11 protein-coding genes and 1 pseudogene are annotated in these 12636 nt (G+C 72.2%); 4 read left to right on the plus strand and 8 right to left on the minus strand.

Translation table 11 applies throughout. The annotated features are described in order from the left end of the window. Positions 1 to 19 precede the first annotated feature (19 nt). Positions 20 to 1585: a sodium:solute symporter gene (locus tag AB5J73_RS22240; protein WP_370971850.1), complete on the minus strand. Its 1566-nt coding sequence runs from the start codon at positions 1583 to 1585 to the stop codon at positions 20 to 22. Positions 1586 to 1602: 17 nt separating this feature from the next. Next, entirely contained in the window at positions 1603 to 2811 is a 1209-nt protein-coding gene (locus AB5J73_RS22245) for an anhydro-N-acetylmuramic acid kinase (protein WP_370971852.1), read from the minus strand. A gap of 141 nt (positions 2812 to 2952) precedes the next feature. Between AB5J73_RS22245 and ftsY the strand changes: the two genes are divergently transcribed. Beyond that, entirely contained in the window at positions 2953 to 4230 is a 1278-nt protein-coding gene (gene ftsY / locus AB5J73_RS22250; protein WP_370971853.1) for a signal recognition particle-docking protein FtsY, read from the plus strand. Here ftsY and AB5J73_RS22255 read toward each other — a convergent pair. Continuing rightward, entirely contained in the window at positions 4227 to 4697 is a 471-nt protein-coding gene (locus AB5J73_RS22255; RefSeq protein ID WP_370971855.1) for a hypothetical protein, read from the minus strand. The two genes, ftsY and AB5J73_RS22255, sit on opposite strands and share 4 nt — an antisense overlap. 141 nt (positions 4698 to 4838) lie before the next feature. Here AB5J73_RS22255 and AB5J73_RS22260 point away from each other — a divergent pair, with 141 nt between their 5' ends. After that, positions 4839 to 5339, plus strand: a complete 501-nt coding sequence (locus AB5J73_RS22260; protein ID WP_370971857.1) for a GNAT family N-acetyltransferase — start codon at positions 4839 to 4841, stop codon at positions 5337 to 5339. A gap of 4 nt (positions 5340 to 5343) precedes the next feature. Here the strand turns inward: AB5J73_RS22260 and AB5J73_RS22265 are convergent, their stop codons facing one another. Continuing rightward, positions 5344 to 5664 carry a hypothetical protein gene (locus tag AB5J73_RS22265; RefSeq protein WP_370971859.1) on the minus strand — a complete coding sequence of 107 codons (321 nt, stop codon included), beginning with the start codon at positions 5662 to 5664 and terminating at the stop codon, positions 5344 to 5346. A gap of 52 nt (positions 5665 to 5716) precedes the next feature. Then, on the minus strand, positions 5717 to 6493 hold the full coding sequence (locus AB5J73_RS22270; protein WP_370971861.1) for an IclR family transcriptional regulator: 777 nt from the start codon (positions 6491 to 6493) through the stop codon (positions 5717 to 5719). Positions 6494 to 6605: 112 nt separating this feature from the next. On the opposite strand from AB5J73_RS22270, the gene aceB reads away from it, so the two are divergent. Together aceB and AB5J73_RS22280 are read left to right on the plus strand one after the other, a co-directional pair. After that, a complete protein-coding gene (gene aceB / locus AB5J73_RS22275) occupies positions 6606 to 8183 on the plus strand; it encodes a malate synthase A (RefSeq protein ID WP_370971863.1) in 1578 nt (525 codons plus the stop codon). After that, positions 8184 to 9370 (plus strand): annotated as a pseudogene (locus AB5J73_RS22280) (aldolase). Positions 9371 to 9373: 3 nt separating this feature from the next. Here the strand turns inward: AB5J73_RS22280 and AB5J73_RS22285 are convergent. From AB5J73_RS22285 to AB5J73_RS22295, 3 genes are all read right to left on the minus strand, one after another. Further along, positions 9374 to 10600 (minus strand): DUF2786 domain-containing protein, encoded by a 1227-nt coding sequence (locus tag AB5J73_RS22285; RefSeq protein ID WP_370971865.1) that lies wholly within the window; start codon positions 10598 to 10600, stop codon positions 9374 to 9376. A 123-nt stretch (positions 10601 to 10723) separates the two neighbouring features. Beyond that, positions 10724 to 11206, minus strand: a complete 483-nt coding sequence (locus tag AB5J73_RS22290) for a MarR family winged helix-turn-helix transcriptional regulator (RefSeq protein WP_370971867.1) — start codon at positions 11204 to 11206, stop codon at positions 10724 to 10726. Between the two features lies 1 nt (position 11207). Beyond that, the gene (locus tag AB5J73_RS22295) at positions 11208 to 12530 is read right to left on the minus strand and encodes a PucR family transcriptional regulator (RefSeq protein ID WP_370971868.1); all 1323 of its coding nucleotides are present in this window, start codon (positions 12528 to 12530) and stop codon (positions 11208 to 11210) included. Positions 12531 to 12636 lie beyond the last annotated feature (106 nt).

The following is a 12636-nucleotide window of genomic DNA, read 5'->3' on the forward strand; positions in this document are numbered from 1 at the left end:
CGGAAACGGTTCAGAAGGATCAGGCGGCGGTGACCTCTTCGCTCTCGCCCACGGCTTCGGCTTCGGCCGCCTTCGGGTCCGGCGTGCGGTGCCGCAGCGCCAGCAACCCGCCCACGACCAGCGTGATCACCACGCCCAGCAGCGTGTACCACGGGTACGCCAGGGCCACGCGATCCCCGGCCGCCTTCGAGAAGTCGATCCCGATGAGCCCGCCGGTCTTCGCGCTGAACTTCACCCCGAGGATGACGAACGCCATCACCACGACCGTGGCCACGAACGCGATGATCGCGTCCACCTGCCGGGCCTTCTTGATCAGCAGGCCGAGCAGGAACGACCCGAGCAGCGCGCCGTAGGTGTAGCCGGTGATGGCGAGGCCCAGCTCGATGACCGAGTTCTTCGTGGTGGAGAACAGCGAAGCGAACACCGCGAACACGACGGCCCAGATGAGCGTCCACATGCGACCGTGCTTGAGCAGCTTCGAATCTTCGGGCGCACGCTTGGTGAACCGCTGGTAGAGATCGGCCACGGTGGACGTCGAGAGCGCGTTGAGCGCCGACGCCAAAGCACCCATCGTCGACGCGAGCACGCCCGCGATGAGCAGCCCCGAGACCCCGACCGGCAGGTCGTCGATGATGAACCGCGAGAACACGTCGTCCGGGCTCTGCAGGCCGAGCTGGGCGACCGACTTGCGGCCGTTGAACACCCACAGCATCGCCCCGACCAGCAGGAACAGCGCGAACTGGATGGTGACGATGATGCCGCTGCCGATCAGCGCCTTCTGGCCGTCGCGCAGGCTGCGCGTGGCCATCAGCCGCTGCGCGATCAGCTGGTCGGCGCCGTGCGAGGCCATCGACAGCGCCGCGCCGCCGAGCACCGCCGTGATGAACGCGTACGGGCTGGTGAGCAGGTTCTTCGTGAAGTCGACGAGCATGAACTTGCCGTCCGCCGACGCCTGCGTGGCCCAGTCGGCGGGCAGCTTGTTCAGCAGCACGATCGCGGCCACCGCCGCGCCGCCGAGGTAGAGGGTCAGCTGGATGACGTCGACCCAGACGACCGCCTTGATCCCGCCGATGTAGGCGTAGATCAGCGTCAGCGCGGTCAGGATCACCACGATCACCCAGTAGTCCAGGTGGATGTTGTAGTGCCCGAGGATCACCTTGATCGGGATCGCGCCGGCGAACAGGCGCACGCCCTCGGCGAGCAGCCGGGTGATCACGAACGTCACCGACGCCGTGCCCTGCAGCCCCGAGCCGAACCGCTTCCCGAGGAACGCGTACGCGCTCACGAGGTTGCCGCGGAAGTACCGCGGCAGCAGCACGAACGCGGCGACCGTCCGGCCGATGATGTAGCCGAAGGCCAGCTGCAGGAACAGGAACGCGTTGCCGAAGACGAGGCCCGGCGTGCTGATCACGGTCAGCGTCGAGGTCTCCGTGGCCACCACGGACAGCATCACCGCGCCCCACGGCAGGCTGCGCTCGCCGACGAAGTAGTCGGCCGCCGACCGTTGCTTCCGGCCGACGAGCACGCCTATCAGCGGCATCGCCGCCAGGTAGACCACGATGATCGCGAGGTCAACACCGCGCATGGAAGTTCTCCTACCGTCTATCCGGCCTTCTCCGCGACTCGCAACCGCGTCACGGTGCCCCCCAGCGGGGCGGGAAGGATCAGGGGCCCGGCGCCCGGGACGAGCGCGCCGAGCAGGCGCGGGCCGCGCGCACCGGTTGCCGACGGCACCGTACCGGGCACGCCGCACCAGGTGAGCCAGCCCAGCAGGGCGGTCAGGTACGCCTCCTTGCCGGCGCCGGGCAGCCCGAGGTCGTCGCTGGTCTTGAGCACCGCGGACGGCAGGTTCCGGGTGAGGGCCGTCATGAGGGCCGGGTTCCGGATGCCGCCGCCGGAGGCGATGACGATCGTGACGCCGTGGCGCAGGCACTGGTCGGCCACCGTCACGGCGGTCAGCTCGGTCAGCGTCGCGAGCAGGTCGCCCGCGTCGACCGGGCCGAGGCCGGCCAGCGCGGCGTCGAGGTAGGTCTCGTTGAAGTGCTCCTTGCCGGTCGACTTCGGCGGCGCGGCGGCGAAGTAGGGGTCGGCGAGCAGCCGGGCGAGCAGGTCGGAGCGCACCGAGCCGCCGAGCGCGAGCCGCCCGTCGACGTCGCTGCGGTGCCCGGTGACGCGGTGGGCGGCGAGGTCGAGCAGGGCGTTGGCGGGGCCGGTGTCGTAGGCGATCGCCGGTTCGCCGTCGGCGACGACGGTGATGTTGGCGATGCCGCCGAGGTTGAGCGCCGCGACCGGGCGCCCGGTGTCCTGGGCGAGGCCGCGCAGCCACAGCTGGTCGAGCGTGCTCGCCAGGGGAGCGCCGTGCCCGCCCGCGGCGACGTCGCGGGCCCGCAGGTCGGCGAGCACCGGCAGCCCGGTGCGCTCGGCGATCCAGGCGGGCTGGCCGAGCTGCAGCGTGCCGCGGACGTGGCCGTCCTCGACCCAGTGGAACACCGTCTGGCCCAGGGAGGCGACCAGGTCCGCGGTGCCACCGGCGAGCTCCACGGCGCCGCGCAGGGCCGCGTCGGCGAACGCCTGGCCGACGCCGGTGTCGAGCCGCGTCAGCTCGCCGGCGGTGCACGGGTTCGGCGGCAGGGCGGCCAGGAGGGCTTCGCGCAGCGGTTCCGGGTACGGGACGTCGAGCTCGCCGAGCGGGGTGAGGACCACCGTGTCGCCCTCGGCGCGCAGGTCGGCGGCGGCCACGTCGATGCCGTCGACCGACGTGCCCGAAATCAGCCCGATCACCCGGAAGCCGTGGTTGGCGCGAATCCCCATCCGGAGGGGTTTAGTGCAGGTCCGACGTGTGACGCAACCCACTTGGTGAAGTCTTGGCCCAATCGGGATCCACGTTGTTGCGAATTGCCTGTGCGGACGGGGTGTCCGGTGGGCGCGGGTGCGGATGAAAGGATGGGTCCCGTGTCGAGCACCTGGTTCCTGTTCGTAGTCCTCGCCGTCGTCGTGCTGGTCGCCCTCCTGGTGACCGGCCTGCTGGTCGCGCGCAAGCGCCGGATCAGCCTGGACGCCAAGCGCGAGGTCGAGGAGAAACCGAAGGGCGGCTCCTACGCGGCCAGCGGGGGCATCGCGCTCGCGCCCGGCGGCGAGGCTCCCGAGGTCGACCACCCGGTCGAGGACCGGCCGGAGACCGACGGCCAGCCCGCGGTCGGCGACGACGCCGCCGTGCCGCGCGATTCGGCGCAGCGCACGGTCCGCGACGTCAAGCTGCCCGAAGAGCCCGCGGAAGCCCCGGTCGTCGAGGAGATCGAGCCGGCGACCGGCCGCATGGAACGGCTGCGCGGCCGCCTGTCGAAGTCGCGCTCGGTGTTCGGGACGAGCCTGCTCGGCCTGCTCGGCGCCGGCGACCTCGACGAGGACTCCTGGCAGGACGTCGAAGACACGCTGCTGATGGCCGACCTCGGCGCGGCCACCACGACCCAGATCGTCGAGCGCCTCCGCGACGAGCTCTCCCGGCGCGCGATCCGCTCGTCGGCCGAGGCCCGCGAGGTGCTCCACGAGGTCCTCACCGCCCAGCTGTCCACCGACAGCGAGCGCGCGGTGCGGGCGCTGCCGCACATCGTCGACGGCAAGAAGCAGCCCGCGGTGGTCCTGGTGGCCGGCGTCAACGGCACCGGCAAGACGACGACCACGGGCAAGCTCGCCCGCGTCCTGGTCGCCCAGGACAAGACGGTGGTCCTGGGCGCGGCGGACACCTTCCGCGCGGCGGCGGCCGACCAGCTGCAGACGTGGGCCGAGCGCGTGGGCGCGGAGGTCGTCCGCGGCAAGGAAGGCGCGGACCCGGCCGCGGTGGCGTTCGACGCGGTCAAGCGCGGCGTGGACACCGGCGTGGACGCGGTCCTGGTCGACACGGCGGGCCGGCTGCACACGAAGACGGGCCTGATGGACGAGCTGGGCAAGGTCAAGCGCGTCGTGGAGAAGCAGGCGAAGGTCGACGAGGTGCTCCTCGTGCTGGACGCGACGACGGGCCAGAACGGCCTGATGCAGGCCCGGGTGTTCGCCGAGGTCATCGACGTGACGGGCATCGTGCTGACGAAGCTGGACGGCACCGCGAAGGGCGGCATCGTGTTCCAGGTCCAGCGCGAACTGGGTGTCCCGGTGAAGCTCGTCGGGCTGGGCGAAGGGCCGGACGACCTGGCGCCGTTCGAGCCGGGCGCGTTCGTCGACGCCCTGCTCGGCTAGAGCCGGAACAGCGGGGTCCCGTCCGCCTTCCGCAGGCCCAGCTGCAGGATCACCGGCGCCGACGGGCGGCCCGCCGGGATGAGGCACGGGGACGTCCGGCGGGCGGCCACGGTGAGCCTGGACCAGCCGATGCCCTGCAGGGTGCGGCGGGCCGGGTCGACCACCATCGCGGCGCCGAAGTAGGCGCCGCCCGGGACGGCGATGCGCGCCGTGTTCCCCAGCACGACCGAGAAGACCGTGCCCGTGCGGCTGCCGTCCTCCTGCAGCGTGAGGATCACCGGCGTGCGGACCTTCGCGGCCGAGTGGTGGCGCACGGAGATCTCGACGGTGCCCGCCGGGGCGCCGCCGGGACTTGGCCACGCCGGTGGCGGCGGCGAGCCGTCGAGCGCGCGGTCCACCAGTCGGTCCAGCAGGTTCGAAGCGGCGCCCTGGGCGAGCCAGGTCAGGGCACCGGTGTGCGCGTCCATGCGGCCTCCGGCGATATTCGGGTGACGGGTGCCCGCGCGGCGGCGCACACTCCCGGTATGCCCGGTTGACGCACTTCCGCTCGTGCCCCTCCCCGTAGCAGACGCTCAGAAGCCGTCATCCGCTACGAAGAGAGGACAATCATGACCGCCATCCACGGCGAACGGGTGCGGCTGCGCCCGATCGGCCCAGCGGACCGCGCCCGCGCGCACGAAATCCTGGCCACCCCGGAGGTCGCCCGCTGGTGGGGCGAGCCGGACTCGGAAACCGAAGGCATCTACACCGTCGAGGACGGCTTCCGCTGCTACGCCATCGAAGCGGACGGCGCCGTGGTCGGGCTGATCCAGAGCTGCGAGGAGCTCGACCCGCAGTACCGCAGCGCGGGCATCGACATCGCGATCGACCCGGCCTGCCACGGCCGCGGCCTCGGCACGGACGCCCTCCGCGCCCTGGCGAGGCACCTGTTCGCCCAGGGCCACCACCGCCTGACGATCGACCCGGCGGCGGCCAACGAGCCCGCGATCCGGGTGTACACGAAGGTGGGCTTCCGGCCGGTGGGCGTGCTGCGCCGGTACGAGCGGGCGGCGGACGGCAGCTGGCACGACGGCCTGCTGATGGACCTGCTGGCGGGGGAGCTGAAGTGAGGAGTCAGTCCTTGTCGATGACCTGCTGAAGCAACCGGCTCATCTGCTCCATGTCGACATTGATCTTGGTGAACCCGCTGCGCATCTCGGCCCTGAGGTCGATGACTTCCGTCTTGAGACTTGTGATGTCCTGGCCCTGCTCTACCTGCGTTTCGCGCAACGCGTTCAGGACCTTGGTGTGGCCGGTCAAGGTCTGCTTGAAGTCGGAGACATCCCGGTCCGCCGTCCCGGCGAGGATGCGTGCGGCCGCGGCGTCCTGCCGAGTCGACCGCACCTGTTCTTCCAGAGCGGTCACGCGGGCTTCGAGATCTTCGAGTCTTGCCATGTCGTCGAGATTACCGTTGGGGTCACCTTCAGTCACTAGATATCACTCTCCGTCACACTGATAGTGGGGTCTGGGAGAGGCTCGCCCCCAGGGCGTCCGCCACCCGCTGCACCGCCGGGGCGATGTGCGCCACCGCCTCGGCGGTCAGCCGTCCCGACGGGCCTGACACCGACACCGCCGCCGGGACCGGTGCCCCCGGCACGGCGACGGCCACGCACCGGACCCCCAGCTCCTGCTCCGCCTCGTCCAGCGCATACCCCTGCGAAGCGATCCGCGAAAGCTCGACCGCCAGCGCGTCCGCGTCGGTGAACGTGTGCTCGGTGTACGCCGGCATGCCCGTCCGCGAGAGAAGCTCGCGCACGTCGGCCGCGGGCAGGTGTGCCAGCATCGCCTTCCCCACTCCGGTCCCGTGCGGCAGCAGCCGCCGGCCGACCTCGGTGAACATGCGCATCGAGTGCTTCGAGGGCACCTGGGCCACGTACACGACCTCGTCGCGCTCCAGGACCGCGAGGTTCGCCGTCTCGCCGACCTCCTCCACCAGCTCCGCCAGCAGTGGCCGCGCCCACGCGCCGAACTGCATGCTCGCGTTCTCGCCCAGCCTGATCAGCCGGGCGCCCAGCGCGTAGCGGCGGTTCGTGTTCTGGCGGACGTAGCCGAGGTCGACCAGGGTGCGGATCAGCCGGTGGATCGTCGGCATCGGCAGCCCGGACAGCGTCGCCAGCTCCGACAGGCTGGCTTCGCCGCCGGTGTCCGCGAGGTGTTCCAGCAGCTCGAAGGCGCGCTGCAGGGACTGGACGCCGCCGTCGCGACCGTTCTTCTCCGCCGGCACGGTGGCCCTCCTTACGTCGGCGTTGAGCTTCCGCTATGCAGAAACTATAGTCCGGCTGGTAGAAAACCGTAGGGCCGTTATCCAAAGATCCGAACCCTCGAGGTGTTTCCCCATGTCTTCTGAAGTCCAGGTGCTGGGCGACCCGGTCGAGCGCGGCGACGAGATCCTCACGCCGGAGGCGCTCGCCTTCCTCGCCGGTCTCCACGACGCCTTCGCCGGCCGCCGCGACGAGCTGCTCCAGGCGCGGAGCAAGCGCCGCGAAGAGGCCCGGACCACCGGCAAGCTCGACTTCCTGCCGGAGACGAAGGAGATCCGCGAGAGCGACTGGCAGGTCGCCGGCGCGCCCGCCGCGCTGCGGGACCGCCGCGTCGAGATCACCGGGCCGACCGACCGCAAGATGACCATCAACGCGCTCAACTCCGGCGCGAAGGTGTGGCTCGCCGACCTCGAGGACGCCAACACCCCGCACTGGGTGAACGTCGTGTCCGGCCAGGTCAACCTCTTCGACGCCGTCCGCGAGACGATCACGCTGGAGAGCGGCGGCAAGAGCTACGCGCTCAAGGACGACGTCGAGCACGCCACGATCGTGGTCCGCCCGCGCGGCTGGCACCTCCCCGAGAGCCACCTGACGTTCGGCGGCCGCGAGGGCGTCGGCGCGCTCGTCGACTTCGGCCTGCACTTCTTCCACAACGCGGCCGAGCTGCTGAAGCGCGGCAAGGGCCCGTACTACTACCTCCCGAAGATGGAGAGCCACCTCGAAGCGCGGCTCTGGAACGACGTCTTCACCCACGCCGAGAAGGCGCTCGGCATCGAGCACGGCACCGTCCGCGCGACCGTGCTGATCGAGACCATCCCGGCCGCGTTCGAGATGGAAGAGATCCTCTACGAGCTGCGCGAGCACGCCTCGGGCCTCAACGCCGGCCGCTGGGACTACCTGTTCAGCGTGATCAAGTACTTCCGCGACGCGGGCGAGAAGTTCGTGCTGCCGGACCGCAACTCCGTCACCATGACCGCGCCGTTCATGCGCGCCTACACCGAGCTGCTCGTGCGCACCTGCCACAAGCGCGGCGCGTTCGCGATCGGCGGCATGGCCGCGTTCATCCCGAGCAAGGACCCCGAGACCAACAAGGGTGCCTTCGACAAGGTGCACGCGGACAAGTCCCGCGAAGCCGGCGACGGGTTCGACGGCTCCTGGGTCGCGCACCCGGGCATGGTCGAGCTCTGCAAGGAGGAGTTCGACAAGGTCCTCGGCGAGGAGCCGAACCAGCTCGGGCGCACCCGCGACGAGGTGAGCGTCACCGCCGACCAGCTGCTCGACGTCGCTTCGACGCCGGGTGGCGCGACGGCGGCCGGCCTGCGCGCCGCGGTGGACGTCGGCGTCCGCTACATCGCGTCCTGGCTCGGCGGCAACGGCGCGGCGGCCATCCACAACCTGATGGAGGACGCCGCCACCGCCGAGATCTCGCGCTCGCAGATCTGGCAGTGGGTCAAGAACGGGACCACTTTGGACACCGGCGACACCGTCACCTCGGAGCTGGTCCGGGGCGTGCTGGCGGACGTCCGCGGCGAGCTGGCCGGCGAGCTCAAGCCGGAGCTGCTGGAGCCGGCCGTGGAGCTGTTCGAGCAGGTCGCGCTGGCCGACGAGTTCCCGGACTTCCTGACCCTGCCGGCGTACGAGCGGATCAAGTAGGTGCGTCTTCCCGAAGACGTCTACGCCGCCGCCGACGCGCGCCTGGCTTCGGCCGACGCGCGCGTCGCGGCGGCGTACCCGGGGAGCGGCCGGGACGGCAGCCGGTGCACACGGTCTACGTGCCCGCGTCGCAGTACCGGACGCGCCTGGTCGCCGACTGGGGCAAGCAGGCGATGCGCGTGTTCGTCGAGCACGAGGACCTGCTCGGTCTCGACGCGGCCGGGTACGAACGCGTGCGCGCCAAGCTGCTCACCGAGCCGATCGAGGACCTGCGGATCGACTTCGAGGACGGCTACGGCCGCGTCCCCGACGACGTCGAGGACGCCGCCGCGCTGGCCGCCGGGCAGACACTGGCCACCACCGGCGGGACACCGTTCTGCGGCATCCGGTTCAAGAGCTTCGAGGCGGCGACGCGCCGGCGCGGGATCCGCACCCTGGACCTGTTCCTGGGTGCGTTGCTCGACAACGGGCCGCTGCCGCCCGGGTTCGTCGTCACGCTGCCGAAGGTGACGGCGATCGAGCAGGTCTCGGTGGCGGCGGAAGTGCTGGCCCGCCTGGAATCCGCATATGACCTGCCCGGGCACAGGCTCCGGTTCGAAGTCCAGATCGAGACGGCCCAGTCCATTGTGGACCTCGACGGGACGCTCGCGGTCCCGCGGATCGTGCAGGCGGCCGACGGCCGGTGCACGGGTCTGCACTACGGGACGTACGACTACAGCGCGGGCCTCGGCATCGCGGCGGCCTACCAGAGCATGGAGCACCCGGCGGCGGACCTCGCCAAGGGCCTGATGCAGGTCGCGGCGGCGGGCACCGGCGTCCGGCTGTCGGACGGCTCGACGAACAAGCTCCCGATCGGCGACGCGCTGCCCGCGGCGTGGGCCGAACACCTGCGCCTGGTCCGGCGGTCGCTGGAACGCGGCTTCTACCAGGGCTGGGACCTGCACCCGCACCAGCTCCCGACGCGCTTCGCGGCGACGTACACGTTCTACCGCTCGGGGTTCGTCGAGGCGGTCGAGCGGCTGACGGCGTACGCGTCGAAGGTGGCGGGCGGAGTGCTCGACGAACCGGCGACGGCACAGGCACTGGCGGTGTACCTGCTGCGCGGCCTCGACTGCGGCGCGCTCGACGAAGGCGAGCTGCCGTTCGGCCGCCCGGAACTGGAGAAGTACGCCCGGCGCGAGGTGTGAGGATCACTCGCCGAGCCGGGCGCGGTCGGCGGCTTCGCGGCCCGCGCCCCAGCCCTCGTGGCTCCGCACGGTCACCGACTTGTGCACCACTTCGGGGAACCGCTTGGTGAAGGCCGACTCCACCTTCAGCTCGTGCGACGCCAGCACCGGCAGCAGCCGGGCCGCGTCGGGTGACTCCGCGATCGCCGCTTCGGCCGCCTGCTCGAGCCGCTCGCCGATCCGGGTGGCGTAGGCGACGAGGAACGACTTCCGGAACGCCCGCGACCGGCCGGCCGGGTCGGCGATCATCGCCCGCGTCGCCTGGACGAGCAGGGACGTCGTCATCAGCTCGACGGAGTCCAGGTCCGCCTCGTCGCCGACGACGGTGACGAAGCCCCAGCGCGGGTCGAAGATCGCGCGGCACCGGTCGGCCTTCGCGACGACGTGGACCAGCAGCGACTTGGCGTCGACGTACGGCGTGTCGAGCCAGATCCGGCGGGCCGCCGGCGCCTCGGGCCCGGCCTCGCCGGCTTCGACCAGCACGCGGTCGAGGGCGTACCGGGTCATCAGCTCCTGCGCCTTCGCCGAAAGGGCTTCGGCCTCCTCGGGGAACGAGCTCGACTCGGCCTTCGCCAGCAGCGCGCGCACCCGGCCCAGCTTCTTCTCGTCGACGGCGTGGTGCGCGGGCCGTTCCGGGAGCGCCGTCCCCGGCACGGGCAGCACGGGGGTGACGGCCGGCAGGGTCAGCAGGAAACCGAGGGCTTCGATCACCGACGCCAGCGCCTCGGCGGGGGTGAGGATGTGCTTCGCCGCCCACTCCGCCAGGTGCGGCTCGGACCACCAGCGCCCGGCGCCCACCTCGGCGAGCTGCTCCCGCCAGCGCGGGTGCACCGTCTCCGGCGCGAACCGCTCGACGTGGGCGGCGAGGGTGTCGAGCACGTAGGACCGGGCGAACTCGTCGACGTGGCGGCGGGCGGCCTGGTCGAGGTCCTCGGGCAGCCAGCCGCCCCGGCAGGCTCGGGCGATCAGCTGCTCCCCGGCTTGGTGCGCGCCACTGGCCAGTTCGGCCGTCAGTTCGAGGCCGGGCGCGAGCCGCTTCGCGTGCTTCTTGGCCGCACCCGGAACACCCCGCGCGGTCTCGTAGCCGGCGGCGAGCAGCGTGTCGCGTACCTCCTCCGCCGTCGGCGACGCCCCGGCCCACGGGACGGCTTCCTCGACGGCCACGCGCTGACGGCGGTTCTTCTTGCCCACGCAGGGAGTGTGCCGCAGCGCTCCGCCGCCCCCCGAGCACCCCAATGTGGCGTTGGTTGCGTTCAACGCACCGAACGCCACATTGGGTGCGCTGGACGCACCGAACGCCACATTGGGGTGCTTTCAGCGGAGCCGGGGGAGGGCGTCGCGGGCGGCGTGGCTCAGCGCCCGCAGGTCGTCGGCGAAGCGCTCGCGGTGCTCCGCCGGCACCGGCCGGAAGAAGAACTGCTCGATGTTCTCCACGTGCAGCCGGCTGGCGCGGACCGTCGTCTCCTCGCCCAGCGGCGTCAGCCGCACCAGCTGGACGCGGCCGTCGCGCGGGGACGGCGTGCGGGTCACCAGGCCGAGCGCGGCCATCCGGTCGACCAGCCGGGTCGCCCCGCCCGTCGTCAGGACCTGCTCCTGCGCGATCGAGCGCATCGTCAGCCCGTCCGGGCCCGCGCGGCCGACGATCAGCAGCACCTCGTACATCAGGTGCGTGATCCCGCATTCCCGCTCCAGCGCCCGCCCGAGCAGGTACTCGAGGCGGTTCGCCGCGCCCTGCAGCCGCCCGAAGGCCAGGATCCGCGGGTCGTGCCCGGCCTGCTCGGCCGACGTGATCTCCACTTCACTCCTCCGTGCACAACGCGAGGTAGACGTCGAGCTGGTCGGTGAACTCGGTCAGGTCCGCGCCGAGCAGCTCGCCCGCCCGGCCGATGCGGTAGCGCAGCGTGTTGACGTGGACGTGCAGGGCCTTCGCCGCCCGGGTCGGCGAGCCCGAGCACTCCAGGAACACCCGCACCGTGTGCACCAGGTCCGTGTGCTGCTCGGCGTCGTAGGCCAGCAGCGGCCCGAGGACCCGCCGCCGCAACGCCGCGCGCAGCCCGTCCGGGGCGCCGGCGAGCAGCAGCCGGTGCGCCGCCACCTCGGCGGCCGGGACGACCACGACGCGGCCCGGGCGCCGGGCCGCCACCCCCAGCGCGTACCGCGCGGTGTCCCACGCCTCGGCTCGCGGGGCCGGATCGCCGACCCCGCAGACGATCCGCGTCGCCCGGAGCAGCGGTTCCACAGTGGACAGCTCGGCCGGGGACGGCCGCCCGGTGGTCGCCGCGTACGAAGTGTCCCCTGTGGACTCCAGCAGGAGCCCGTCCGGCAGCAGCTCGCGCAGGAGGTCCCGGCTCTCGTCGCTGCCTTCGGTCCGCAGCGCGACGACGCGGGCGTCGCCGGGCAACTCGGCTTCGGCCGGGACGGCACGCGCCCGCGTGACGCCGATGAGCCCCGCGAGCTCCTCGGCCAGCTCGGCCTGCGCGGTGCTCAGCGGGCCCCCGGCGGCGATCAGCCACGGCACGGCGTGCCGCCCCTCGACCGGGACCACCGTCAGCGGCCCGGACTCGCGGGCCGCGTGCCGGCGGACGACGTCGCCGGCGGGCAGCGGCAGCGGTGCGGTCCCGGCGATCACCCGGCCGAGGCCCGACAGCACCCAGCACGGCAGCCCGAGCTCCGCCGAAGCGCGCTCCAGCAGCGTCTCGACCGGCGCGTCCGCGGCGGCCTGCAAACGTTTGCGCGCGCTGTCGGACGCGGCGGCCAGCGCCAGCACCACCTGCTCGGTGATCACCGAGAACGACAGGTCCGCCGGCACCTCGAGGAGCGGCATCCGGTGCCGCTCGCAGGCGTCGACGACGTCGGCCGGGATCCCGCCGGAATCGGCGCCGGACGCGGCCAGCGCCGCCGCGCCCGAGCGGGCCAGCGCGGCCACGAACGGCTCGGCGTCACCCGGGCGCCGCCACCAGAGCAGGCCGGACAGCACCAGCTCGCCCGCCGACAGGTACCGTCCGGGGTCGGGCAGCTCCGTGACGTAGATGCGCGTCACGGGCCGGTCGAGCAGGTCGGCCCCGGCTCGCGGGCGCAGCCGCAGGCCGGAGAGGCCCAGCAGAGTTTTCACGGTCGTCATCAGGCTTGTAGGAAAGCACAACCGGCCCCCGGTTCGCTCCTGTGCGTTTCATGCGACGCGCCGTTGCCGCCCGTGCCCGGTTCGGCGTCTACTGGTCTATCGCCCT

Source organism: Amycolatopsis sp. cg9, assembly GCF_041346945.1.
Taxonomy (GTDB): Bacteria; Actinomycetota; Actinomycetes; order Mycobacteriales; family Pseudonocardiaceae; genus Amycolatopsis.

What these genes read in the sequence shown, in the direction of transcription:
- AB5J73_RS22240 (WP_370971850.1), bottom strand. Translation starts at nt 1,585, where the DNA reads ATGCGCGGTGTTGACCTCGCGATCATCGTGGTCTACCTGGCGGCGATG.
- AB5J73_RS22245 (WP_370971852.1), bottom strand. Translation starts at nt 2,811, where the DNA reads ATGGGGATTCGCGCCAACCACGGCTTCCGGGTGATCGGGCTGATTTCG.
- AB5J73_RS22255 (WP_370971855.1), bottom strand. Translation starts at nt 4,697, where the DNA reads ATGGACGCGCACACCGGTGCCCTGACCTGGCTCGCCCAGGGCGCCGCT.
- AB5J73_RS22260 (WP_370971857.1), top strand. Translation starts at nt 4,839, where the DNA reads ATGACCGCCATCCACGGCGAACGGGTGCGGCTGCGCCCGATCGGCCCA.
- AB5J73_RS22265 (WP_370971859.1), bottom strand. Translation starts at nt 5,664, where the DNA reads ATGGCAAGACTCGAAGATCTCGAAGCCCGCGTGACCGCTCTGGAAGAA.
- aceB (WP_370971863.1), top strand. Translation starts at nt 6,606, where the DNA reads ATGTCTTCTGAAGTCCAGGTGCTGGGCGACCCGGTCGAGCGCGGCGAC.
- AB5J73_RS22295 (WP_370971868.1), bottom strand. Translation starts at nt 12,530, where the DNA reads ATGACGACCGTGAAAACTCTGCTGGGCCTCTCCGGCCTGCGGCTGCGC.